This window comes from Paenibacillus sp. DMB20 (assembly GCF_000987955.1).
Taxonomy (GTDB): Bacteria; Bacillota; Bacilli; order Paenibacillales; family Paenibacillaceae; genus Paenibacillus_AQ.
Window position 1 is genome coordinate 1 of sequence record NZ_LAZU01000005.1, and the last position, 24154, is coordinate 24154.

Annotated in this window: 24 protein-coding genes, 2 rRNA genes and 3 pseudogenes; 26 read left to right on the forward strand and 3 right to left on the reverse strand. The window is 52.5% G+C overall.

The features are described 5' to 3' along the window. Positions 1-167 precede the first annotated feature (167 nt). Together XI25_RS01910 and XI25_RS01915 are read left to right on the forward strand one after the other, a co-directional pair. Positions 168-1037: an O-antigen ligase family protein gene (locus tag XI25_RS01910; protein ID WP_327204709.1), complete on the forward strand. Its 870-nt coding sequence runs from the start codon at positions 168-170 to the stop codon at positions 1035-1037. Between the two features lie 43 nt (positions 1038-1080). After that, complete coding sequence (locus XI25_RS01915; protein WP_046677122.1) at positions 1081-1380, forward strand: hypothetical protein; 300 nt, start codon at positions 1081-1083, stop codon at positions 1378-1380. Positions 1381-1428: 48 nt separating this feature from the next. On the opposite strand, the gene XI25_RS01920 is transcribed toward XI25_RS01915, so the two are convergent. Continuing rightward, positions 1429-1743, reverse strand: a complete 315-nt coding sequence (locus tag XI25_RS01920) for a hypothetical protein (RefSeq protein ID WP_046677123.1) — start codon at positions 1741-1743, stop codon at positions 1429-1431. A 152-nt stretch (positions 1744-1895) separates the two neighbouring features. Between XI25_RS01920 and XI25_RS01925 the strand changes: the two genes are divergently transcribed. From XI25_RS01925 to XI25_RS01940, 4 genes and pseudogenes are all read left to right on the forward strand, one after another. Beyond that, positions 1896-2516 (forward strand): DedA family protein, encoded by a 621-nt coding sequence (locus XI25_RS01925; protein WP_046677124.1) that lies wholly within the window; start codon positions 1896-1898, stop codon positions 2514-2516. After that, positions 2506-3072 (forward strand): annotated as a pseudogene (locus XI25_RS01930) (thioredoxin family protein). Before XI25_RS01925 ends, XI25_RS01930 begins: the two are co-directional and overlap by 11 nt. Positions 3073-3076: 4 nt before the next feature. Next, the gene (locus tag XI25_RS01935) at positions 3077-3703 is read left to right on the forward strand and encodes an MBL fold metallo-hydrolase (protein ID WP_046677125.1); all 627 of its coding nucleotides are present in this window, start codon (positions 3077-3079) and stop codon (positions 3701-3703) included. A 187-nt stretch (positions 3704-3890) separates the two neighbouring features. Further along, positions 3891-4079 (forward strand): hypothetical protein, encoded by a 189-nt coding sequence (locus XI25_RS01940; RefSeq protein WP_046677126.1) that lies wholly within the window; start codon positions 3891-3893, stop codon positions 4077-4079. Between the two features lie 110 nt (positions 4080-4189). On the opposite strand, the gene XI25_RS36045 is transcribed toward XI25_RS01940, so the two are convergent. Beyond that, positions 4190-4396 carry a hypothetical protein gene (locus XI25_RS36045; protein WP_327204710.1) on the reverse strand — a complete coding sequence of 69 codons (207 nt, stop codon included), beginning with the start codon at positions 4394-4396 and terminating at the stop codon, positions 4190-4192. Positions 4397-4443: 47 nt separating this feature from the next. Here XI25_RS36045 and XI25_RS36055 point away from each other — a divergent pair, with 47 nt between their 5' ends. From XI25_RS36055 to XI25_RS02020, 16 genes and pseudogenes are all read left to right on the forward strand, one after another. Next, a complete protein-coding gene (locus tag XI25_RS36055; RefSeq protein ID WP_442950350.1) occupies positions 4444-4764 on the forward strand; it encodes a sigma-70 family RNA polymerase sigma factor in 321 nt (106 codons plus the stop codon). Beyond that, on the forward strand, positions 4757-5092 hold the full coding sequence (locus XI25_RS01950) for a YxlC family protein (protein WP_046677127.1): 336 nt from the start codon (positions 4757-4759) through the stop codon (positions 5090-5092). Before XI25_RS36055 ends, XI25_RS01950 begins: the two co-directional genes overlap by 8 nt. Beyond that, positions 5085-5300 carry a hypothetical protein gene (locus tag XI25_RS01955; protein ID WP_046677128.1) on the forward strand — a complete coding sequence of 72 codons (216 nt, stop codon included), beginning with the start codon at positions 5085-5087 and terminating at the stop codon, positions 5298-5300. Before XI25_RS01950 ends, XI25_RS01955 begins: the two co-directional genes overlap by 8 nt. A gap of 23 nt (positions 5301-5323) precedes the next feature. Further along, positions 5324-5518: a PLDc N-terminal domain-containing protein gene (locus XI25_RS01960; RefSeq protein WP_046677129.1), complete on the forward strand. Its 195-nt coding sequence runs from the start codon at positions 5324-5326 to the stop codon at positions 5516-5518. Further along, positions 5515-6438 (forward strand): ABC transporter ATP-binding protein, encoded by a 924-nt coding sequence (locus XI25_RS01965; protein ID WP_046677130.1) that lies wholly within the window; start codon positions 5515-5517, stop codon positions 6436-6438. Before XI25_RS01960 ends, XI25_RS01965 begins: the two co-directional genes overlap by 4 nt. Further along, a complete protein-coding gene (locus tag XI25_RS01970) occupies positions 6435-7205 on the forward strand; it encodes an ABC transporter permease (protein WP_046677131.1) in 771 nt (256 codons plus the stop codon). The genes XI25_RS01965 and XI25_RS01970 overlap by 4 nt, the downstream gene beginning before the upstream one ends. A 157-nt stretch (positions 7206-7362) precedes the next feature. Then, positions 7363-7747: pseudogene (locus XI25_RS01975) on the forward strand (ATPase). Positions 7748-7883: 136 nt separating this feature from the next. Next, on the forward strand, positions 7884-8171 hold the full coding sequence (gatC, locus tag XI25_RS01980) for an Asp-tRNA(Asn)/Glu-tRNA(Gln) amidotransferase subunit GatC (protein ID WP_046677132.1): 288 nt from the start codon (positions 7884-7886) through the stop codon (positions 8169-8171). A gap of 22 nt (positions 8172-8193) precedes the next feature. Further along, complete coding sequence (gene gatA / locus XI25_RS01985; RefSeq protein WP_046677133.1) at positions 8194-9651, forward strand: Asp-tRNA(Asn)/Glu-tRNA(Gln) amidotransferase subunit GatA; 1458 nt, start codon at positions 8194-8196, stop codon at positions 9649-9651. A gap of 31 nt (positions 9652-9682) precedes the next feature. Beyond that, positions 9683-11122, forward strand: coding sequence for an Asp-tRNA(Asn)/Glu-tRNA(Gln) amidotransferase subunit GatB (gene gatB / locus XI25_RS01990; RefSeq protein ID WP_046677134.1), 1440 nt, complete (start codon positions 9683-9685; stop codon positions 11120-11122). A 187-nt stretch (positions 11123-11309) separates the two neighbouring features. Continuing rightward, positions 11310-11771 carry a GNAT family N-acetyltransferase gene (locus XI25_RS01995; protein ID WP_046677139.1) on the forward strand — a complete coding sequence of 154 codons (462 nt, stop codon included), beginning with the start codon at positions 11310-11312 and terminating at the stop codon, positions 11769-11771. Positions 11772-11820: 49 nt separating this feature from the next. Next, positions 11821-12535, forward strand: a pseudogene (locus tag XI25_RS02000) (MgtC/SapB family protein). 178 nt (positions 12536-12713) lie between these two features. Next, entirely contained in the window at positions 12714-13313 is a 600-nt protein-coding gene (locus tag XI25_RS02005) for a hypothetical protein (RefSeq protein ID WP_046677140.1), read from the forward strand. Positions 13314-13363: 50 nt separating this feature from the next. Continuing rightward, positions 13364-14683: a DUF4097 family beta strand repeat-containing protein gene (locus tag XI25_RS02010; RefSeq protein ID WP_046677135.1), complete on the forward strand. Its 1320-nt coding sequence runs from the start codon at positions 13364-13366 to the stop codon at positions 14681-14683. An 80-nt stretch (positions 14684-14763) separates the two neighbouring features. Next, entirely contained in the window at positions 14764-15183 is a 420-nt protein-coding gene (perR, locus tag XI25_RS02015; RefSeq protein WP_046677136.1) for a peroxide-responsive transcriptional repressor PerR, read from the forward strand. A 121-nt stretch (positions 15184-15304) separates the two neighbouring features. Continuing rightward, on the forward strand, positions 15305-17014 hold the full coding sequence (locus XI25_RS02020; protein ID WP_235439621.1) for a glycosyl hydrolase family 18 protein: 1710 nt from the start codon (positions 15305-15307) through the stop codon (positions 17012-17014). Positions 17015-17155: 141 nt separating this feature from the next. On the opposite strand, the gene XI25_RS02025 is transcribed toward XI25_RS02020, so the two are convergent. Next, a complete protein-coding gene (locus XI25_RS02025; RefSeq protein ID WP_046677138.1) occupies positions 17156-17554 on the reverse strand; it encodes a YgzB family protein in 399 nt (132 codons plus the stop codon). A 209-nt stretch (positions 17555-17763) separates the two neighbouring features. Here XI25_RS02025 and XI25_RS33990 point away from each other — a divergent pair, with 209 nt between their 5' ends. The 4 genes from XI25_RS33990 to XI25_RS02040 all read left to right on the forward strand — a co-directional run bounded on the left by XI25_RS33990 (position 17764) and on the right by XI25_RS02040 (position 24106). After that, positions 17764-18318: a nucleotidyltransferase-like protein gene (locus XI25_RS33990; protein WP_235439622.1), complete on the forward strand. Its 555-nt coding sequence runs from the start codon at positions 17764-17766 to the stop codon at positions 18316-18318. Then, positions 18209-18643, forward strand: a complete 435-nt coding sequence (locus XI25_RS33995) for a hypothetical protein (RefSeq protein ID WP_442950351.1) — start codon at positions 18209-18211, stop codon at positions 18641-18643. Before XI25_RS33990 ends, XI25_RS33995 begins: the two co-directional genes overlap by 110 nt. A 513-nt stretch (positions 18644-19156) precedes the next feature. Next, a 16S ribosomal RNA gene (locus XI25_RS02035) occupies positions 19157-20710 on the forward strand. A gap of 350 nt (positions 20711-21060) precedes the next feature. Beyond that, positions 21061-24106, forward strand: a 23S ribosomal RNA gene (locus XI25_RS02040). Together the 16S and 23S rRNA genes form the textbook arrangement of a ribosomal RNA operon. Positions 24107-24154: the final 48 nt, after the last annotated feature.

The window sequence follows — 24154 nt, forward strand, 5'->3', positions numbered from 1 at the left end:
CCTGGCGCTGTGCCGGGGGCTGCAGAGCCCCGGCTGGAACGGGCCCGCACGGCGGCCGGGCCGTGGCCTGCTCTCCCGTCCATCGATTACGCTCCATGACCCGATGAAGCTGCACGGGGGGACTTGGGCCCGCACGACCCGGCCTCCGGCGAACCGGCGGGCGCCTGATTGCGGCCTTGGCCGCGTCCGCCTTGTATGCGGTCTCGGCGGCCGCCGTATGGATCCCGTCCCGGTCCAGGTGGACAGGCGGGGGAGAGACGCTGGGGGCTCGGGAGCTTATGTATCGGGATGCTTGGGAGCTCGCCGGAGCCGCTCCCTGGTTTGGGCAGGGCGGAGAGACCTGGCGGCATGCCTACCGGGCGGTCCAGTCCGAGCCTTATGTGGGCGCCGAAGTGCACAGCGGATATATCGATCTGCTGCTGAACACCGGAATCTTCGGTTTTCTCATGGCCTTTGCGCTGTTGCTGGCGACCGCCTTCCGTCTTGGTCAAACAGAGCGGAGGCTGCTGCCGCCTTTATCGGTTCTCCTGCTGCACAGCGCCTTAGACTTCGACTGGAGCTACGGACTGGTCTGGCTGTTGATCGTTTGGCTGGCGGTCATGGCGGATGGAGAAAGCAGCCTGTTCCAGGGGCCTCGTTCTCCCGCCGGGATATCCCAATCCGGCCGGAGACGCCAGAGGGTACGACCGCCGATCCGCCTCGGGCATCAAATCCTGTCCCTGAGGCTTTATTGGAAGGGAAAGGGCACGGGAAGGCTTGCGCTGTTTTTGGCCTGTCTTATCGGATGGACCGCGCTTTCAACCGTTCTGTGGAAGGGAGAGCAGTATTTCAACCGGGCGCAAGGGGAGCAGCAAACGGGGGGAGCGCGCCCGCCTGCTGCAGTCCGCTCTCGCCTGGAATCCGGCCTCGTCGGAAGCCGCTTGTCAGCTGGCAGAGCTGCTGCCGCCGGACAAGGCAATCACCCTGCTGGATCGGAGCCGTTCTCTTTCGCCGGGGCATCCGGCCATTCTCTGGAGTCTGGCGACTATTTACGCTGAGCAGGGGAATTCGGTCCAGGCCGCCTACTGGTTCAGGAACGGTTTGGAAAGGGACCGCCATCATGCCGGCAAACGGACGCGCGCCATCCTTACGCTGGCTGCGCTGGCCCGGTCCCAGCAGGCGTCGGGAGACGAAGCCGCAGCTAAACGAACGGCTTCGTCCGCCGCGGAATTGTATGCCGACTATCGTCGTTTGTCGAAATCCATAGAGGATTCCCACGGGATTCGGAATGACCGTCGGTTCCGCATGACCCTCCCGGCTGAACTCGAAGGAAGAAGGATGGAGCAGTGGGCTCGCCGGAAAGAGCCGCTGTCAGCGTCAGCATCCGGGGATGGATCCTAAGACTCGGTTTTTTGCCGTGAAACAGCCTCTCCGGCGACAACCCGCCGGCTATCCGCCAAAAGCATCCCTGAAGGCGGCTTTCAGCGGTTTTTCGGGTACCTGCCACAGATCGGCGAGCTCCGGCCCGACCTCCTTTTCCCACCAGTCGCAGAGCAGTTTTTTATTGCTGTAGTTTTCGTGGATCCAGATCAAATTGCCGATCACCTTACGGTAGTACAAGTCCTCCCCTTGTTTTACCAACTCCGGCGATACATACTGCTTCAGCCGTTTCATGGTCCGGTACAGCTCTTTGCTGCAGGCCCTCCGGATGCCCCGCGGCGTAGGAGGGCGTACCCCGGCCTGTTTGTCATGCTGTATATGCAAGAAACCTCACTCCCTTTTATCCTCACCATATGTGGGATTCCGGGCGGCAGTCACAGGCGGGCCCCGAATTGGGCGTACTAGAACGCATGTCCAAAGCTATGGTAGAATAGGCTAATATAGAAAGACCAATGCGTTTAGGAAGAGGGGAGACCGTGGATTTCGTTTATGAAATAATCGGCCGATTATTTGAATGGATTCAAAGCCTCGGCTATTTCGGCATTATGCTCGGACTGATGGTGGAGGTCATTCCGAGCGAGATCGTACTCGCGTACGGAGGGTTTTTGGTTTACATGAAAGAGATCGGCTTTTTCGGGGCCCTTGTTTTCGGTACGGTCGGCGGGGTTCTGGCGCAGCTGTTCGTGTATTGGATCGGACGGTATGGCGGCAGACCTATTCTGGAGAAATACGGGAAGTACATTTTAATCAAGAAAAAGCATATCGACTATGCCGAGGAGTGGTTTACGAAATACGGCACGGGCGTCATTTTCACGGCCCGTTTCGTTCCCGTCGTGCGCCATGCCATCTCCATACCGGCAGGGATTTCCAAGATGAACGTTTGGCGCTTTACCTTTTTGACCACGCTGGCGGTTATCCCTTGGACGGCCCTATTTTTGTATCTGGGCATGGTTCTTGGCGACAAGTGGGAGACGATCGATGAAATAGCGGCTCCGTATGTCCGTGAAATCCTGCTTGGCGCTTTGGCACTCATGATCATTTATTTTGTCATCAAATGGTTTAAATCGAGAAAAGGGAGGACTCATTATGGCAATTAATCTGGCTCATAAGTTTGGAACCGGCATATCGCCGAAGCAATTTATGGACGGCATGGAGAAGAACAAGGAGGAATTCCGATCCGGATATGATCAGTTTGCGTGGAGCAGCGAAGAAGACCGGGAGTTTTTTCGAAAGCCTGAATTACCGCGATGATCTTCGGGTGTTAGTGCTCGCGGCCGATTGGTGCGGCGATGTAGTCCGGAACGTCCCGGCCGTGTTCCGAGCCTGGAAACGGCGGGGATCGAGACGGAAGTGTTCGTCATGGAGCAGCACCCGGATGTGATGGACCAGTTCTTGACCATGGGCGGACGCTCGGTGCCTATCGTAATTTTTGCCGACACGGGCGGGCATGTTCTCGGCCAATGGGGACCGCGGCCTGCTCACGTGCAGCGGTTTATGATTGAATTCAAGAAAGAAAACCCGGATCGGGAAGCTCCGGACTATCAGGACAAACTGGCCGAGGTACGCAAGGATATCATCAAGGCATACGGCGAAAGAAACGAGTCTCACGCGGCAGTAACGGCCGAGCTGCGGGAACTGGTCTCGGGGTTTTAATACGATGCTGACGATAGAAACCTTCAACCTGGGACCTCTGCAGACGAACGCGTATTTGTTAACCGGATCGGATAAAGGAAAGGCCGTCATCATCGATCCGGGCATGAATCCGGGCCCGCTGGTCAAACGGATCGCCGATCTGGAGATCGAAGCCATCCTTCTGACCCATGCCCATTTTGACCATATGGGCGGCGTGGATGAAATCCGGAAGATGAAGGATTGTCCGGTTTACCTGCATGACCTGGAAAGGGATTGGCTGGGTAATCCGAAGCTGAACGGTTCCCTGATGTGGCCCCAGGTCAGTCCGCCGCTGACTACGGATCCCGCGGAGTACGAGCTTGCCGCGGGACAAAGGCTGGAGCTGATCGGACACGGCTTTACGGTGTATCATACGCCCGGCCACTCGCCGGGAAGCGTCAGCTTCCTGAGCGGAAGCCATCTTTTTTCCGGAGACGTGCTTTTCAAAATGGGGGTCGGCCGGACGGACCTACCGGGAGGTCGGGAGCGTGACCTCTATGACTCCATACAAAACACGCTGTTTACGTTTCCGGATGAGGTAACGGTTTATCCCGGTCACGGCCCCCGAACGACGATCGGCTACGAAAAACAGCGAAATCCGTATGTAAGCTGATGTTATCGGAACTTAAGGCGACAAATTTCGAGAATTTGTTCTGGACAAGACACGACAAGATTGATACAATGATGTTAATTAAATGTTACTTTTGCGAAGCACGCAGACTGAGGATTCATTCCCGGTTTGCGTTCTTTTATTTTTGGGACATTTTCGAAGAACGGTCTACCTATGAGGGGGAAAAGGAATGAAGTATGATCGGTTATCACACTTTGTCGACACCCATACAGCTGGACATACGGGAAAAGGACAGGGGGAAGCGGCAGATTCGGTTCATCGGGAGAACCGATCCGCTGTATGGTTGAGGCTCCTGCGGGGAAAAAAGACGGGTTATCAGCCATGGCAGGAAAGATTGAAGGGCCATCGGTCCGGATAAAGTTAGTTTTCGATAACGGTGTATAGCATTGGAGGTCTCTTAAGGGTTAATCTTAGGAGAGCTCTTTTTTTTTGTTGGTATCGAACGATATCAAGAGGTTGAACGTAATATTATCGGAATGTGAAAAAGAAGGTGATCAGGCCCAGATGAACGCAGAAGAAGAACAACGGATCGCTCTTGCTAAGAAGGGCGACACCACGGCAATGGCCGAGCTGTTTCAGCAGCATTATTCTTTTTTTATACAAGTATCTGCTTAAAGTGACGATGAATCCTTCCACGGCAGAGGATACGGCGCAGGATACGGTCATCCGCTGCATGGAAAATATCGCCCGCTATAACGGGACCTCTTCTTTTTTCGTCGTGGATGATAACGATCGGTACGCGTATTTACCTGGATCAAGTCCGAAGGAAGAAGAGGGAACGGAAGTGGTTTTTGCAGGAACGGGAGCAGGGCATTCGGAAAATGCGCTGGCAGATGCAGAACCGGAACGAGAAATGGAGCGATCTGCTTGATTCGTTGTCCCGGCTGTCGGACGATCACCGGATCGCTATTCTGCTGAAGCATTATTACGGATATTCCTACGAGGAGATCGGAGAAATGCTTGGCGTTCCGGCGGGAACGGTAAAATCGCGCACATCCTACGGGATTAAAATACTGCGGGAGGAGATGATCCGAAATGTCTAAAGGACCTGAGATGGAAGAGCAGCAATTTATCGAAAGCCTGAAGGTGGAGATCGACCGCATGGATTCGGCCTGCCGCGAGGAATATAGTCCATCGCTTGCCGCATTCGAAGCCCTGGCCTCCCATACCCAGCTGCGGACGCTCCGCAAAAGGAGGAGAGAATTCGCACTCTTTCTCATGATCGCCTTTCTACTGGTTAGCGGAATCTTTCTCACGGCGTGGAACCGGCCGGGCCTGCTTCTCCTCATCCATGGACTCAGCATGCTGGCCGGAGCGGTTGTGCTGACGATAGATCTTCGTGCCCGGGAAAGCAGGGATCGTCATGAATGAGCTTCAACAGGCACCCATTTGGATTCTGGTCGCAGCGTCCGTGCTTGTGTTGTCCCAAGGATCTTGGCTTTTCATGAACGCTAGAAAACGCGGGCTTGGAAAGATGGCCTGGTTCTGGGGCATATGGGGCTCGACGACCGTGCCGCTGCCGTTAATTCTATACTGGGTCATTGTCATCCGACCCAAACGCGAAAAGCCAAAAACCTAAACACGGGGAAAGGGGGATAAATCATGGCTATCAACTGGAACTTGATCTGGCCGCTTATTGCGCTGCAGGTTATTCTGGCGGTATTGGCGCTTGTCTCGCTTTTTAAGGCCGATCCGCAAGCGATTCGGGGCAGCAAGCCGATGTGGGTGCTGATCATTTTGTTCATTAGCCTATTCGGCAGCATCTTATATTTCATTGCGGGGAGGAAAGATTCGTGAGCACCGGCTTATTGAACATAAACAACCTGAAGAAGTCCTTTGGTGCACTCACGCCGGTTAAGGGGATCTCGTTCCACATTAACCGTGGCTCCTGTACGGCTCTTCTTGGACCGAACGGGGCGGGCAAAACGACAACCCTGCGGATGCTGGCCGGATTAATCGAGCCGAGCGGCGGCACGGTAACGTATACAGGGGAAGGCAGTCCGGCGAACTGGCGAAGGCGAATCGGTTATTTGCCGCAGTATCCGAAATTTTACGGCTGGATGACGGGACGCGAATACGTTGCCTTCAGTGCCCGGGTCTCCGGGCTAAAGGGGAGCCAAGCCGCCGAACGGACCGAGGCGGTCCTTGAGCAAGTAGGCTTGAAGGACGCCGCCAAGCGGCGGATTTCCGGTTATTCCGGCGGTATGAAACAAAGGCTCGGGCTTGCGCAGGCTCTCGTTCATGATCCGGAAATACTTTTGCTGGATGAGCCGGTCTCGGCGCTGGATCCCCTTGGCCGCAGGGAAGTGATCGAACTTATCCGCCAGCTTCGTCGTGAAGAGGTAACGATTCTATTCTCGACCCATGTCCTGCACGATGCCGAAGAGATCTGTGATGAAATGGTCTTTATGGTGGACGGCAGCATTGCGGAGAAAGGAACTATGACGGAGCTTCGCGATAAATACCGGCAGCCGGTGATCTATTTGGCCGTTGAACCCGGCGGGGACTGGACATCGTGGATATCGTCCCTTAAGAAACAGCCGTTTGTGACGGAGGCTGCAGCGGGTTCAGATCACGTCAAGCTGACGGTAAATAATATAACCGAGGCCCGTTCCGTGCTGATGCAGGAATTGACTTCATACGGCATACCGCTCGTTCGCTTTGAGGCGGGCATGTCGACGCTGGAAGATATGTTCATGAAGGTGGTGGGAAAGTGAAATCCGCTTGGATTTTCTATAAAAAGGAAATGCTCGAGGCTGCCCGCAACTATAAACTGATATGGGTGCCGATCGTGTTTTTGATGCTTGGAATCATGCAGCCGCTCTCCACCTATTATTTGCCTGATATCTTATCCATGTCTGCCAACATACCGAAGGAAGCGGCAGCTCTTTTTGAAACGCCTCCTCCGGCGAAAGTGGTGGCACAGACGATGAGCCAGTACAGCACGGTCGGCCTGTTGGTGCTTGTCCTGGCGGGAATGAATACGGTGGCGGGGGAACGCTTATCCGGTACGGGAGAGCTGCTGCTGGCGCGTTCGGTTTCCCCGGCTGCGATGATCTTCGCCAAATGGGCGGCGATGATGACTTTGCTTGTCATCTCGCTAGCGCTCGGACTTGCCGGGTCCGCTTATTATACAGAGCAGCTTATCGGTTCCGTGGAATGGATCAAGGTCGCCAGTTCGGGCAGTCTTTACTCCCTGTGGCTGGCATGGGTTTTAACGCTGCTCCTTCCGCTCGGGACGGTTCTTAGCGGACCTGCCGCAGCCTTTATTAGTTTGGCTTCGGCAGCGTTGCTATCGCTGTTGTCCGGCTGGTTCCCTTCCTATATGGATTGGAGTCCCGGCCGCCTGAGCGGCTTGTCCGCGGAATGGCTTGTTGGGGGAACGGGCTCGGCGTTTCTCCCGGCAATCACCTCGATCGGCATCATGCTTTTGTCGGCTGTTGCGGCGTCAGCTTTGCTGCGCAGAAACACCCTTCCGGGCTAGGAGACGTGCGGGTTCGAACCGTATGACCGGCAGCGCATTCCTTTGCCTTTTCACAAGTTTTAGGCGAGGCTGAACCTTTTCTTCTAACTTCATGGACAATCCTATCTTTTTTTTAGTAGACTATGGAGATAAGGAAAGACAACTCAGGAGGTAGACGATGCTGCGTTTAGGGGAAAGAGTCACAATCGTCGCAGACGCCTTTGAGCAAAACCTTCCGATCGGTCAACACGCCTATGTGATCGCTTACGACCGAAATCCGGACAATGCGTTCGATTACGTGATTCGGATTCCGTATCTCAACCGTAATTTTTTTTGTTCCGGCCGGTGACGTTGAGCTGGAGGCCGTCGTGTTGAAGCAGGAAGCCGAGCGGATCGAGCGGGAGGCGCTCATCGATTTCGCCCTGTCGACATATAATGAAAAGCTGTTTCATCAAGTGATGAACGGCGAGCTGCAAACTGCTGAAGAAGAAGAGAAGGAAGCGAAGGAGACTTTGTCTCAAGCGGACTTCATCAAGCAAATAAATCTTCGAGCATGGATTTAAGGGAGTCGGCCTCTGGCCGGCTCTTTTTTTGCAGTTCGGTGCGGATTGAATTGTCCATGCTTCTACAATATAATGAGAAAAGTTATCCGCGACTTTATCCCTTTAATTCGGAAGGGAAACAAGAGGAGTGAAATTCATGAGCATTACCGCGAAAGACGTTCAGCATGTGGCCAAACTTGCCCGGTTGAACCTTACGCCAGAGGAAGAAAACATGTTTACCGGACAGCTGAACGCGATTTTACAATATGCCGAAAAGCTGAAGGAATTGGATACGGAAGACGTGGAGCCTACAACCCACGTGCTTCATCTCAGCAATGTGATGCGCGAGGATGTGGCGCGCGAAAGTTTGCCGATCGAAAAGGTGCTTCTTAATGCGCCGGACGAGGAAGACGGCCAGTTTAAGGTGCCGGCCGTACTGGAATAGAACCTGAGGGGAGGAAACGCACTTGAGTCTGTTTGATTATAAATTAACCGAGATACATAACAAGCTCCATGGCAAGGAGCTGTCGGTCAGCGACCTGGCGGATGAGGCTTTTCGGAGCATCCGGGATCGCGATGAGAAAGTAAAAGCGTATTTAACGCTCGATGAGGACGGTGCACGCAGCACAGCCAAACGGCTGGACGACAAGCTGGTTTCCGGTGAAGACCGCGGACTGCTGTTCGGTCTGCCGGCAGGAATTAAGGACAATATCGTGACCGAAGGACTGCGGACGACATGCGCGAGCCAGTTCTTGTCTAATTTCAATCCCGTCTATGACGCTACCGTGGTTTCCAAGCTTCGGAAGGCCGATACGGTAACGATCGGCAAACTGAACATGGACGAGTTTGCCATGGGCGGCTCGAACGAGAATTCCAGCTTCTATCCGGTTCGCAACCCGTGGAATTTGGAGTACGTGCCGGGCGGATCCAGCGGCGGCTCAGCTGCGGCGGTTGCCGCAGGCGAAGCTTATTTTACGCTGGGATCGGACACGGGCGGTTCCATCCGCCAACCCGCTTCCTACTGCGGCGTGGTCGGTCTGAAGCCGACTTACGGCCTTGTTTCCCGTTTCGGGTTGGTGGCTTTTGCTTCTTCTCTCGATCAAATCGGACCGATTACCAAAAACGTGGAGGATTCGGCTTACGTGCTGCAGGCCATTGCAGGTTACGATCCGATGGACTCCACTTCGGCGAAGGTGGATATACCCGATTATGTGAGCGCCTTGAACGGGGACGTTTCCGGACTGCGCATCGCCGTGCCTAAAGAATATCTGGGCGAGGGCGTGGATGCCAAGGTCAAGGAGACCGTGCTTAACGCGCTTAAAGTGCTCGAAGGTTTGGGAGCGGCGTGGGAAGAAGTGTCCCTTCCACATACGGAATATGCAGTGGCTACCTACTATCTGCTCGCATCTTCCGAAGCTTCCTCCAATCTGGCCCGCTTTGACGGCGTGCGTTACGGTCAGCGCGTGGACCGTAACGGCAGCTTGCTGGAACTCTATCATGAATCCCGCAGCCAGGGTTTCGGCGATGAGGTAAAGCGCCGGATCATGCTGGGGACGTATGCGCTTAGTTCCGGTTATTACGATGCCTATTATTTGAAAGCCCAAAAAGTGCGCACGCTGATCAAACAGGATTTTGACCAGGTGTTCGAGAACTACGATGTCATCATCGGACCGACGGCTCCTACGACGGCCTTCAAGCTTGGAGCGCAGGTGGACGACCCGCTCACCATGTATTTGAACGATATTTTGACGATTCCGGTCAGTCTGGCCGGCGTTCCGGCCATCAGCGTGCCGTGCGGATTCGCGGAAGGCATGCCGGTAGGCATGCAGATCATCGGCAAAGCATTTGATGAATCCACCGTTCTGCGCGTGGCCCATGCCTACGAGCAAAATACAGAACATCACAAACGGCGCCCGGAACTGTAAGCCGCGGCAGAGAAGGAGGGAAATCCAAAATATGTCTACATCCAAATATGAAACGGTCATCGGGCTTGAGGTTCACGTCGAGCTTCATACGAATTCCAAAATTTTTTGCGGCTGCTCGACGGAATTCGGCGCCCCGCCGAATACGCATACCTGTCCGATTTGCTTGGGGCATCCGGGCGTTCTGCCGGTTCTGAACCGGCAGGCCGTGGAATATGCCATGAAAGCCGCGATGGCGCTGAACTGCACCATCGGGGATATCAGCAAATTCGATCGGAAAAACTATTTTTATCCGGATTCACCCAAAGCCTATCAGATTTCGCAATATGACCAGCCTATCGGTCTTAACGGCTGGATCGATATCGAAGTGGACGGCAAAACCAAACGGATCGGCATTACGCGTCTCCATCTGGAGGAGGATGCCGGCAAGCTGACGCACGTCGACGGCGGTTACGCGTCCCTTGTAGACTTTAACCGTGTGGGTACCCCGCTCGTGGAGATTGTTTCCGAACCGGAAATTTCTTCGCCGGAGGAAGCCAAAGCTTACCTGGAGAAAATGCGGGCGATTATGCAGTACTGCGAAGTGTCGGACGTCAAGATGGAAGAGGGATCGCTGCGCTGCGACGCAAACATCAGTCTGCGCCCTTGGGGACAAAAGGAATTCGGAACGAAAGCCGAACTGAAGAATATGAACTCCTTCCGCGGCGTCCAGCGGGGCCTGGAGTATGAAGAATACCGCCAAGCCGAAATTTTGGATGAGGGCGGAGTGATCGTTCAGGAGACCCGCCGCTGGGATGAAGCCCAAGGCAAAACCCTTTCCATGCGGGGCAAGGAAGAAGCGCACGATTACCGTTATTTCCCGGATCCTGATTTGGTTAAGGTCCATATCAGCGAGGAATGGAAAGAGGCTGTCCGTGCCACGATTCCGGAGCTGCCGGATGCCCGCAAAGCCCGTTATACCGCCGAATACGGTTTGCCGGATTATGATGCCGGCGTGATCACATCGTCAAAGGCTCTGGCTGACTTTTTCGAAGACAGCCTGAAATACACGCAGGATGCCAAGTCCGTGTCCAACTGGATCATGGGTGAGTTGATGGGGTATTTGAACGCCAATAACCTTGAACTGTCCCATGTGAAAATTACCGGACAAGGTTTGGGAGAAATGATCGGGCTGATCGAGAAAGGAACGATCAGCACCAAAATCGCGAAGACGGTCTTCAAGGCGATGCTGGAGACGGGCAAGCTGCCGCAGGCGATCGTGGAAGAGCAGGGCCTCGTGCAGATCAGTGACGAAGGCGCCATTAAAGCGATTGTCGAGCAGGTGGTTGCGGCCAATCCGCAGTCCGTTGAGGACTACAAAGCCGGCAAGCAAAAAGCGATCGGCTTCCTGGTCGGCCAGGTGATGAAAGAGAGCAAGGGCAAAGCGAATCCCGCACTGGTCAATAAACTGCTGACGGATGTGCTGAACGGTTGATGTGCTCCCAAAGGGAAAAGGGGCTTGCCCGGATTGGGCGAGTTCCTTTTTCTATGCGTACGAACCCTTTTTGTTGCGGATGAACTGTTCATGCCCGTTATGATTTTCTGCTCATGTGATTATATATATGGTATTGTACTGGCCTGTTTGCACATGGGCCCTTTGTACAATCAGGAGGTTAGATATGATGATTCATTTGTTATCGTTAGACAACCGCGAGACCGTTCAGCAAATTTGGGCTCTGCAGCACATGGCTTATCCGCTTGAGGCGGAAAGGATCGGTTTTACGGAGCTTCCTCCGCTCATGGATACGTTTGATTCGATCGCTTCCTGCGGCGAAACTTTTTACGGCGTTTTAAGCGATGAAGGTGAACTGATCGGCGCAATCGCCGTTGAACCGGAGAAGGAGCAGGTGACGATATCCCGAATGATGGTGCATCCCGGCCATTTTCGCAAGGGGATTGCGGCTAATTTGATACGTCATGTATTGGACACGTATTCCGATGCGCCGTTCATGATCGTTTCAACCGGAACGAAGAACACTCCCGCCGTCGCCTTGTATGAGAAATTCGGCTTTAAACCGGCGAGTGCCTTTGAGGTCGCTCCGGGTGTAGAACTGACGGAGTTTCATCTCTCGCGTCAACCGTAAATTGTTGATAAAATGTCCGTGCTGACAACAGGCAAGGGGGGAAACATTCTTGGGTAATCCTTGGGTTATAGATAATGTGCACATCCTGCTTCGTTTGATGCTTTCCCTGCTCCTCGGGGGGCTGATCGGCTTGGAGCGGGAACGTTCCAATCACGCTGCGGGTTTGCGCACGCATATTTTGGTTTGCTTGGGCTCCACATTGATCATGCTGCTGTCCATTTACGGATTTGCGGACTTTATCGCGGAAGCCAACGTCCGTATTGACCCGGCGCGTCTGGCTACCGCCGTTATTACGGGAATCGGATTTCTTGGAGCAGGAACGATCCTCTTTACCGGAAAATCCATTACCGGCCTGACGACAGCCGCTTCGATCTGGGTCGTGGGAGCCATTGGCCTTGCTGTCGGGGCAGGGTTCTATTTTGCGGCGGTGGTTTCGACACTGCTTATTCTTTTGAACCTGATCGTGTTCAACAAGCTGGAGCAGCGTTATATCCGCGGCAGCAAATTGCATTTGATCACGCTGCACGCAGCCAATACCCCCGGACTGCTGGACGGATTGTCCGACATGCTGAAAAACGAAGGATTTGAGATCAAAAAAACTGATTGTAAACGAGCGCAGCCCGATCCCTTACGGAGAGCTCCAGCCGGCTATTCCGGGCGTGGAGATCTCGCTCCATGTTTTGACGGACCGGAAGTTCGATCCGATCGAGCTGACAAAGCAGATTCGCGGGCTTGGCGGGGTCACCATGGTGACCTCCGAATAAAAAGCTGTACGGCATACGGGCCGCCAACCTGTGAAAACAAGGAGGGCGGCGCTTTTTTTTGTTTGATAAAAGAGCGGCGTTCAGCCGGTTCATCCAGTTTTTTGCCAGTTACTGCGGCCATGGTTTAGGGTACTATCAAGAGAGGAAACGTGAAAACGAGTCGAAAGGAGAAAGGGCAATGACGCCGGAACATCAACCCGCTCTGAACCCCAAAAAACCGAGAAAAAGAGTGACGCCGAAACGGCATCCCGGGCTCTTGCGGAAAAAACGAAAGCTGCCAGCCCTGCTGCTGGCTGCGGTGTTTCCGGGAATGGGACATGTTTACCTGGGATTGTACCGTAAAGGAACCATGTTCATCATGATGATGATGCTTGATGTTTCCGCTTTGCTGTATTTCTCCTCGATCGGCATGCAAATTAACGTGCCCCTCCTTATTTTACTGGGACTGACGATTCCCGTTGGATATTTCTATAACGTCTACGATGTTCTGCAGAGCGCGGATTTCATATTGTCTAAACGCCGGCGAAGTGAAGCCGCTCCGGCTTCGGCAGATGCAGGGAAGGCAGGGGCGCGCTTCAAAAATCCGTTCAGGGCGGAGGGCGGCTTGTCCTTCGGCCTGATGATGGTTGCCGGCGGAGCGATGCTCATTCTGCTTCATCAGAAGCCGCCTTGGCTGCAGACGGGAATTCGCGATTACGGAGCCGGGATTATCGCCGTATTTCTTATGCTGGCAGGAATCTGTCTTGGCTTGAATGAAGCGACTCGAAACAAAAAATAAAATGGACGTCATTCTAATTAAGTGTTTCGGGCTTTCTGGGGGGGGAGAACATGAAGCATAAAATCAAAATCGGACGATATACCGCTGGCCTTCTGCTTTTCTGCACGGGGGCCCTTTTGCTGGCTGACGAATGGAATAAAACCGACCATATTTTCCTCCTTCTTACCTGGTGGCCCGCGCTGTTTGTGCTGTGGGGAGCGGAGTATATCCTGAGGTATTTCGTTTCCCGGATCCGGGGACGTCGTGGGGAATTCCGATTCCGGCCCGATCTCAAAGGGATCATCGTTTCCGTGCTGGTGGCAGCCTCCGTATTCATCGTTTCCCAGCAGGAGCATTTCTTGCATCTGTGGAACCGGGTCAGCTTAAACCTGACGGCAGCCGGCGTGGACTACAGCGAGGCCGTGGATAACCGTTTTGTCAAAAGTCCGCTGGAGATTCCCGTCGAACTCGAAACCTCGAAGATCATCGTGGATCACTTGAACGGCGATATTGCGATCCATCGGGTGAACAGCGACCATATCACCGTCAGAACCGAAGTGTGGGTAGATCAGGAGGAACCCGGATTAGCCGAAGCGATCGCGGAACAGTCGGTCGTGGAAGCGGATGACGGGAGTATCGTTTCCATCCGCTCCCAAGGGAAACCGTACGGCCAGTCGGGAAAACGCCAGCCCCGCATGAATATGGACATAGCCATCCCGGATGATCGCCGTTTTGACTTGGAAGTCCGTACGATGAATGGAGCTCTTGCCTTGCTGAACGTAGAAGCCATCAACCATATCTCGCTGGAGAGCGGGAACGGACCTATAACGCTAAGCCGTGTATATGGAGACGTTACGGGGAAGACTTTAAACGGCAATGTCAGCATCCGAAATGTGACAGGAGATATTGAGCTGTCGACGAACAGCGGCAGTATCCAGGCCTACGATGTTGCAGGAAAAGCTTCTTTAACGACACAGGTGGGCAACATTAAAGCGAAGCGAATATCCGATGACACGGATGTTAGAACGAAAAACGGCAACATTATGCTGACTGGCCTTCAGAAGGGGTTGAATGCGGAGTCCCTGAATGGCGGAATCGATATCCGTTCCGGAGTTGTCGGAGGCGATTGGACCATATACAGCGCTGTCGGCGTGATGAATCTGCATGTGCCGTTGGTGGGGGATTACCAGCTTGAGGGAACCATCAGCTACGGAAAAATCCAGTCGGACATCCCATTTTTCATGGTTGAGCAAAAGACGATCGAGGGAACGCTTGGCAGCGGGGAATATGTGGTCAAGGTCGAAGGAAACAGCGATCTTCATATATACCGGAGTTACCCGGAGCCCGGGGACAAAAAGCGCAAACAGGGGCAAACGCCTATGCCGCATTGACAAAATGAAAAAAGTAGCCGTACAATTAAATGAATAAAATCTTTCAACGATTAAGACCAATTTAAAGGCGGTGGGCATATATGGCAACGTCCGTGCAGCATGCATTGGAACAATTGAAAACGACCGGTGTCCGCATCACGCCGCAACGTCACGCGATTTTATCCTATCTTGTGGAATCGATGGGCCATCCGACGGCGGATGACATATATCGGGCTTTGGAGCCGAAGTTTCCAAGCATGAGTGTAGCAACGGTATACAACAATTTAAAAATGTTCATTGAAGCGGGCATGGTGCGGGAGCTCACATACGGCGACAATTCCAGCCGGTTTGATGCGAACGTATCCGATCATTACCATGTGATATGTGAAAAATGCGGCAAAATCGAGGATTTCAGCTATCCGCCGCTTTCGGATGTTGAGCTTCAGGCGGAGAAGAGCACGGGGTTCCAGGTGAAGGGACACAGAATGGAACTGTACGGTGTCTGCAAGTCCTGCAAATAAATACAGTTCCTTAAATAACGTGCGGAATGAAAGATTCCTCACGTTTTTTGTTTTTAAGGATCGGATAGTATAACGAAATACCATGATACGGATCGTGGTAAGGATTTGGGGGGGAGCGTCATTGGCAAGAAGAAGACGGGGGAGGCGCCGCGGCGCACGGAAATCCGTACTTTTGGGAATGATACTGATTGCGGCGGGAGTATGGTGGACCGTTACGGAACTGCTGCCGAATTACAGCCATACGGAGCCTGACTGGAGGGGGATGGACCAGCCGATTTTTGTCCAGGGGGCAATGATGGATTATCCCGCGATCGGCACCGGAGAACAGTTGAAGCTGCCGCTGCCGGTTTTGCAGGACAACGTCGATTCTCATATTCGTTATGAAAAGAAAACGAAATCGGTTATTTTGACTTCGTCCGCATCGGTTGTCCGGATGGAGCTGGACAGCAAGCAGGGCACAAAGAACGGTAAAACGGCAACATTTGCCGAAACCGCCGAACAGATCGGCGATGTGGTTTATATTCCTGTAGAACCTTTAAAGAAAACCTATGGAATCGCGATTCATCAGGACAAGGATACCGGTGCGGTTATCCTGATGAATGCCGGCGACCGCATTTCGATGGCGAAGGTCCGTGCGGCAAATGAGGGGGATACGGTCCCCATGCGGAAGAGTGCCTCCATTAAGTCTCCGATCATCATGGATATGCAAAGCGGGGAGCGGCTTCGCATTTGGGAGCAGGAAGGCGATTGGTATTATGCTCAGACCGATAACGGATTCACGGGGTACGTGAAAGCGGCCCAGATCGAATCGGCCGGCGAAAAGAAAATCGATGAACGGCCGCGGCCGGTTACGAGAGCCCGAAAGGAATGGAAAGGGAAGTCCGTGAATTTGGTGTGGGAAGCGGTGTACTCCCGAAATCCGGACACGCAAAGAATCGGCAAAATGCCTGGCATCAATGTGGTAAGCCCGACCTGGTTCAGCATCGTAAATGGCAACGGGGAAGTTAAATCGCAGGCTGACCCTTCCTATATTTCCTGGGCTCATGGTCAACAAATGGAGGTTTGGGGACTTTTAAGCAACAGCTTTGATCCCGATATCACGACTTCCGCGCTGGCCGACTTCGATACGCGGTCCCGGATTATCGAACAAATGCTGCAGTATTCAATGCAGTACAAGCTTGACGGCATTAACATCGATTTCGAAAATGTATACACGAAAGACAAGGACAACCTGGTGCAGTTCATGAGAGAACTGAAACCTCTTGCGGATGCGCGTGGCCTCATCGTTTCGATAGACGTCACACCGAAATCCAACAGCGAGATGTGGTCTGCTTTTTTGGACCGACGAGAGCTTGCGCAGGCGGTCGATTTCATGATCGTCATGTCTTACGATGAGCACTGGGCTGCGAGTCCAAAAGCCGGTTCGGTATCCTCGCTTCCTTGGGCGGAGGGAACCATGCGGCGAATTATGGAAGAAGACGACGTTCCGTCGTCCAAGCTTATCCTCGGGGTTCCTTTATATTCCCGCATATGGACAGAGGAAGGGGAGGACGGGGGAGGCAAAGTATCTTCCACAGCGGTCGGCATGGATAAACTGCGAAATTTGCTTAAGGAGAAAAAGCTTAAGACGACTTTTGACGAAGCTGCCGGTCAGAACTACGTCGAGTATAAAGAGAACAAAACGCTGAAAAGAATTTGGATCGAAGACGAAACCTCGCTTAAGGCCCGAATAGAGCTTGCAAAATCGCTTCAATTGGCGGGAGTCGCTTCCTGGAACCGGAGTTTGGCCGTACCGGAGGCGTGGGAGGTTATAAAAGGCATTCATAATTAGACTATGCTCAAAAAAATGTTAGGGAAATTGATTGCATACGAAAATAACCGTCTCTCTGTTTAAGAGAGACGGTTATTTGTTGTTCAAGGAATGAAGAATCATTGCGCTCGGCTTTCATGCTTCCGAAACTTTCCTATGCGTTTATGCTTTGCTTTCGGGCGATTGAGGCGCATGATTTGGCCCGCCCTGTTTAGCTTCAAGTTCATCCGCCGTGATATTGGCGATTGCGGGATCCTGCGTAAGAACGGTTTTGCAGAACATACAGCGGTCGGTTTTGCCAAGCATCTTGGTCAGTTTTCCGCATTCAGGGCATTGAACTTGTACTGCGCTGGTGGAGAGCATCCCGGCCCAGAAATATATGCCGAGGCTGCCCATCATGGTGATAAGGCCGAAAACAAGGCCGATTCCGGCGATAACTTTTCCGGCTTGCCCCCAAAAGACGATGCCGGCGGTTCCCAGTACCATGAGCCCCATGCCCATCATGGTAAGCAGCAGGCCCCAAGTGCGGAAAGCATTGATTTTAGCGGTTTTAAAAATCATAAATAAGGCTCCCTGTCATTCAAATAGTGATAAGAAAACGCTCGTCCAATAATTTAAGACAGACCGCATATAAAGTTTTTGCGATACGGGTAGAAAATTCCAAGACGTTCACATTCCTATATCTTAAAAAGAAGGAACTTACATGGACATGTAGAATTACATTATAACTGAATTGGCTTGATTTAGCCAAGGAATGTATGGAGGGAATCGTGGAATTAACCAACTTTTCTTTATATTATAATAATTCGGTTGATGAGAAAGCCTTGGGCGCGGTTGCTTACCGTAATCGTGTTAAATCGTTTCATGGTTCGCTCGTCCATGATTTTGAAATTAACGTGGTAGCGGTATACGAGGGGGACGTCTTTGAGCCGTCCGTCCAGCATTATAATTTCCGTGGAGAGCGCTGCCAGCTGTTAAGCGTAAGCCTGGAGGAACTGGAGCGCGGACTTATGGAAGGCTGCGACGATGTATTGTTAAAATGCCTCCTGGAGGGAGATATTATAAAAGATAGTGATGGACGTTTAGCCCGGATACGAAGTCATTTCCTGCGTTTTTCCGGATCGATGAGGGAGGAGAAGCTTTTTAAAGCTTTTGCCCGTTTTTTGCAAAAATACGTAGACGCCAAAGCGCATATGAAACACCGGCATGTCCTGGATGCTTATCAGAGCATTCTTGGAGGTCTTCATCATTGGGCCGAAGTCGAGCTCATCGAACGGGGGGATTCATCCGGAGTCCGCTGTATGGGAACAGCTTGTCGGTCTTAACACGCCGGTCCGGAAGTTGTATGAAGAGCTCACGGAGAGCACCGAAACCCTTGGACAACGGATTGAACTGGTCTTGCTCGCTTGCGAATTTTATGAGAGTTCAAAAATGGCGGACTGCTCGGCCGTGCTTCTCCGTATATTGCGGAGCAGAAGACAACCGTGGACGATTCAGGAATTATTGGAGCATCCGTTGCTGGAACGGGTTCGGGCGGAACTGCCTCTGGTCCTGCGCAAGCTTGTTTATCGTTCATTGGTAAAAGAGACGGTCCCATGGAAAGAACCAGGGAAAGTTGGATGCGAATATATCCGATATTACGCGGAGTAATGGAAAGGAGAAGAAGGGCGACCAGCCCTTCTTTTGTTTCATTAGGATGAACGTATCAGCATTCATTTATCCATGGACTTATTTCACGTTGAAACTTACATCCCAGTTGGAAGGAGACGAGTCGCTTTTGCTCTGAGGCGAGCGTAAAAAAAAGTCGAAAAAAAACGGTTGACGGTTTACTATATCCTGTGATAAATTATAACTCGCCCCTTTCGAGAGGAACAGAAAGATTGGTCCTTAAAGAAATGTCGTTTTAAAAAGTTGAAAAAAACTTCTTGACGAAAACACTGGGCGATATGATATATTATAAAAGTCGCCGCTGAAATTAACTTAAGGCGATGAAATGAAAAAAAGTTGATCTTTGAAAACTGAACAACGAGTGAGTTAAACCGATTTTGCGTTAAGCAAGATCATAAATGAGAATTTTTAATTCTCGTCAGTTTTTCTAAATGAGCAAGTCAAACTTCGGATGGAACACCTCATCACCTTCGGGTATGAGCCTCCTTCCGATCCTTATTGGAGAGTTTGATCCTGGCTCAGGACGAACGCTGGCGGCGTGCCTAATACATGCAAGTCGAGCGGAGCTGATGAGGTGCTTGCACCTCAGATGCTTAGCGGCGGACGGGTGAGTAACACGTAGGCAACCTGCCCTCAAGACTGGGATAACTACCGGAAACGGTAGCTAATACCGGATAATTTATTTCGCCGCATGGCGGAATAATGAAAGACGGAGCAATCTGTCACTTGAGGATGGGCCTGCGGCGCATTAGCTAGTTGGTGGGGTAACGGCCCACCAAGGCGACGATGCGTAGCCGACCTGAGAGGGTGAACGGCCACACTGGGACTGAGACACGGCCCAGACTCCTACGGGAGGCAGCAGTAGGGAATCTTCCGCAATGGACGAAAGTCTGACGGAGCAACGCCGCGTGAGTGATGAAGGTTTTCGGATCGTAAAGCTCTGTTGCCAGGGAAGAACGTCTCATAGAGTAACTGCTATGAGAGTGACGGTACCTGAGAAGAAAGCCCCGGCTAACTACGTGCCAGCAGCCGCGGTAATACGTAGGGGGCAAGCGTTGTCCGGAATTATTGGGCGTAAAGCGCGCGCAGGCGGTTCTTTAAGTCTGGTGTTTAAACCTGGGGCTCAACTTCAGGTCGCACTGGAAACTGGGGAACTTGAGTGCAGAAGAGGAGAGTGGAATTCCACGTGTAGCGGTGAAATGCGTAGATATGTGGAGGAACACCAGTGGCGAAGGCGACTCTCTGGGCTGTAACTGACGCTGAGGCGCGAAAGCGTGGGGAGCAAACAGGATTAGATACCCTGGTAGTCCACGCCGTAAACGATGAATGCTAGGTGTTAGGGGTTTCGATACCCTTGGTGCCGAAGTTAACACATTAAGCATTCCGCCTGGGGAGTACGGTCGCAAGACTGAAACTCAAAGGAATTGACGGGGACCCGCACAAGCAGTGGAGTATGTGGTTTAATTCGAAGCAACGCGAAGAACCTTACCAGGTCTTGACATCCCCCTGACCGGTACAGAGATGTACCTTTCCTTCGGGACAGGGGAGACAGGTGGTGCATGGTTGTCGTCAGCTCGTGTCGTGAGATGTTGGGTTAAGTCCCGCAACGAGCGCAACCCTTGATCTTAGTTGCCAGCACTTCGGGTGGGCACTCTAAGGTGACTGCCGGTGACAAACCGGAGGAAGGTGGGGATGACGTCAAATCATCATGCCCCTTATGACCTGGGCTACACACGTACTACAATGGCTGGTACAACGGGAAGCGAAGGAGCGATCTGGAGCCAATCCTAAAAAGGCAGTCTCAGTTCGGATTGCAGGCTGCAACTCGCCTGCATGAAGTCGGAATTGCTAGTAATCGCGGATCAGCATGCCGCGGTGAATACGTTCCCGGGTCTTGTACACACCGCCCGTCACACCACGAGAGTTTACAACACCCGAAGTCGGTGGGGTAACCCTAACGGGAGCCAGCCGCCGAAGGTGGGGTAGATGATTGGGGTGAAGTCGTAACAAGGTAGCCGTATCGGAAGGTGCGGCTGGATCACCTCCTTTCTATGGAGAATCGTTCTCTGCGATGAGAACATTCAAATAAGGAACTTCGGTTCCGCCGACTCACTCGTTGGTCAGTTTTGAGAGTTCAACTCTCAATTTGATCCTTGAAAACTAGATAACGAAACGAATTTGCGTTTTAGAAATATCCTTTTCTGATGATTTTAAATTTGGCTTGCGTCAAATTGAAATTCATCATAGCTGAAACTTGTGTCAACAAGTTTTAATAAAGGTAGCAGCGAAGATTTTGGGATCATCGATCCTTTGGGAGTTTGTTTCCACATCTGAACGGGTTTACCCAATCAGGGAAACAAGCGGACAACAGAGCGAATGAGCACAAAATCGGAGCGATAGGTTAAGCTACTAAGAGCACACGGAGGATGCCTAGGCGCTAGGAGCCGAAGAAGGACGTGGCGAACAACGATACTGCCTCGGGGAGCTGTAAGCAAGCTTCGATCCGAGGATGTCCGAATGGGGAAACCCGGCTGGTGTAATAGCCAGTCACCGCTGCCTGAATATATAGGGCAGTAGGAGGCATACCAGGGGAACTGAAACATCTAAGTACCCTGAGGAAGAGAAAACAAGAGTGATTCCGTCAGTAGCGGCGAGCGAACGCGGAACAGCCTAAACCAGAGAGCTTGCTCTCTGGGGTTGTGGGACGTCTCACATGGAGTTACAAAGGAACATATTAGGCGAAGAGGTCTGGAAAGGCCCGGCATAGAAGGTAAAAGCCCTGTAGCCGAAAGTATATTCCCTCCGAGACGGATCCCGAGTAGTGCGGGGCACGTGAAACCCCGTATGAATCTGCCAGGACCATCTGGTAAGGCTAAATACTCCCTAGCGACCGATAGTGAAGCAGTACCGTGAGGGAAAGGTGAAAAGCACCCCGGGAGGGGAGTGAAATAGAACCTGAAACCGTGTGCTTACAAGAAGTCAGAGCCCGATCTATGGGTGATGGCGTGCCTTTTGTAGAATGAACCGGCGAGTTACGTTCCCATGCAAGGTTAAGGCGAGAAGCCGTAGCCGCAGCGAAAGCGAGTCTGAATAGGGCGACCATAGTATGTGGACGTAGACCCGAAACCGTGTGATCTACCCCTGTCCAGGGTGAAGGTGCGGTAACACGCACTGGAGGCCCGAACCCACGTATGTTGAAAAATGCGGGGATGAGGTGGGGGTAGCGGAGAAATTCCAATCGAACTCGGAGATAGCTGGTTCTCCCCGAAATAGCTTTAGGGCTAGCCTCGGAAGTAAGAGTCGTGGAGGTAGAGCACTGATTGGGTGCGGGGCCCGCAAGGGTTACCAAGCTCAGTCAAACTCCGAATGCCATAGACTTATATCCGGGAGTCAGACAGTGAGTGCTAAGATCCATTGTCAAAAGGGAAACAGCCCAGACCATCAGCTAAGGTCCCCAAGTGTGTGTTAAGTGGGAAAGGATGTGGAGTTGCACAGACAACCAGGATGTTGGCTTAGAAGCAGCCACCATTTAAAGAGTGCGTAATAGCTCACTGGTCGAGTGACTCTGCGCCGAAAATGTAACGGGGCTAAACACACCACCGAAGCTATGGCTTGAATCGACTTCACTGCTTCTTTGAGGTAGTGAGCCTGGAGTGATCATTTTTGTCAGACTTGAGATACCAACAAGGATGACCAAATGCACTCAGGGGATAGACACACTTCGAAGCTGGAGTGAAGTCGATTCAGGGGTAGGGGAGCGTTGTATGTAGGTTGAAGGTGTACCGTAAGGAGCGCTGGACAGCATACAAGTGAGAATGCCGGTATGAGTAACGAAAAGATCAGTGAGAATCTGATCCGCCGAAAGCCCAAGGTTTCCTGAGGAAGGTTCGTCCGCTCAGGGTAAGTCGGGACCTAAGGCGAGGCCGAAAGGCGTAGTCGAAGGACAACAGGTTGAAATTCCTGTACCACCGTAAACCGCTATGAGCAATGGGGTGACGCAGGAGGGTAGTGACGCGGACTGATGGATGTCCGTCCAAGCAGTGAGGCTGATGTGTAGGCAAATCCGCACATCGATAAGGCTGGGCTGTGATGGGGAGTGAAAATTACAGTAGCGAAGGTCATGATCTCACACTGCCAAGAAAAGCCTCTAGCCAGGTGAAGGTGCCCGTACCGCAAACCGACACAGGTAGGCGAGAAGAGAATTCTAAGGCGCGCGGAAGAACTCTCGTTAAGGAACTCGGCAAAATGACCCCGTAACTTCGGGAGAAGGGGTGCCCCGGTAGTGTGAATAGCACGAGGGGGCCGCAGTGAAAAGGCCCAAGCGACTGTTTAACAAAAACACAGGTCTGTGCGAAGCCGTAAGGCGAAGTATACGGGCTGACGCCTGCCCGGTGCTGGAAGGTTAAGGGGAGCGGTTAGGAGCAATCCGAAGCTGTGAACCGAAGCCCCAGTAAACGGCGGCCGTAACTATAACGGTCCTAAGGTAGCGAAATTCCTTGTCAGGTAAATTCTGACCCGCACGAATGGCGTAACGATTTGGGCGCTGTCTCAACGAGAGATCCGGTGAAATTTTAATACCTGTGAAGATGCAGGTTACCCGCGACAAGACGGAAAGACCCCATGGAGCTTTACTGCAGCTTGATATTGGATTTGGGTACGATCTGTACAGGATAGGTGGGAGCCTGAGAAACAGGAGCGCAAGCTTCTGTGGAGGCGCCGTTGGGATACCACCCTGATCGTATCTAGGTTCTAACCTAGTACCGTAATCCGGTGCGGGGACAGTGTCAGGCGGGCAGTTTGACTGGGGCGGTCGCCTCCTAAAGAGTAACGGAGGCGCCCCAAGGTTCCCTCAGAATGGTTGGAAATCATTCGAAGAGTGCAAAGGCATAAGGGAGCTTGACTGCGAGACCTACAAGTCGAGCAGGGACGAAAGTCGGGCTTAGTGATCCGGTGGTACCGCATGGAAGGGCCATCGCTCAACGGATAAAAGCTACCCTGGGGATAACAGGCTTATCTCCCCCAAGAGTCCACATCGACGGGGAGGTTTGGCACCTCGATGTCGGCTCATCGCATCCTGGGGCTGAAGTAGGTCCCAAGGGTTGGGCTGTTCGCCCATTAAAGCGGTACGCGAGCTGGGTTCAGAACGTCGTGAGACAGTTCGGTCCCTATCTGTCGTGGGCGTAGGAAATTTGAGAGGAGCTGTCCTTAGTACGAGAGGACCGGGATGGACGTACCGCTGGTGCACCAGTTGTTCCGCCAGGAGCACGGCTGGGTAGCTAAGTACGGAAGGGATAAGCGCTGAAAGCATCTAAGCGTGAAGCCCCCCTCAAGATGAGATTTCCCAATTCGTAAGACCCCTTGAAGACGACGAGGTAGATAGGTTGGAGGTGGAAGTGCAGCAATGCATGGAGCTGACCAATACTAATCGGTCGAGGGCTTATCCTAAAAACACTGAAAAGTGGTTAAAACGCAAAACGTTTCGTATCTAGTTTT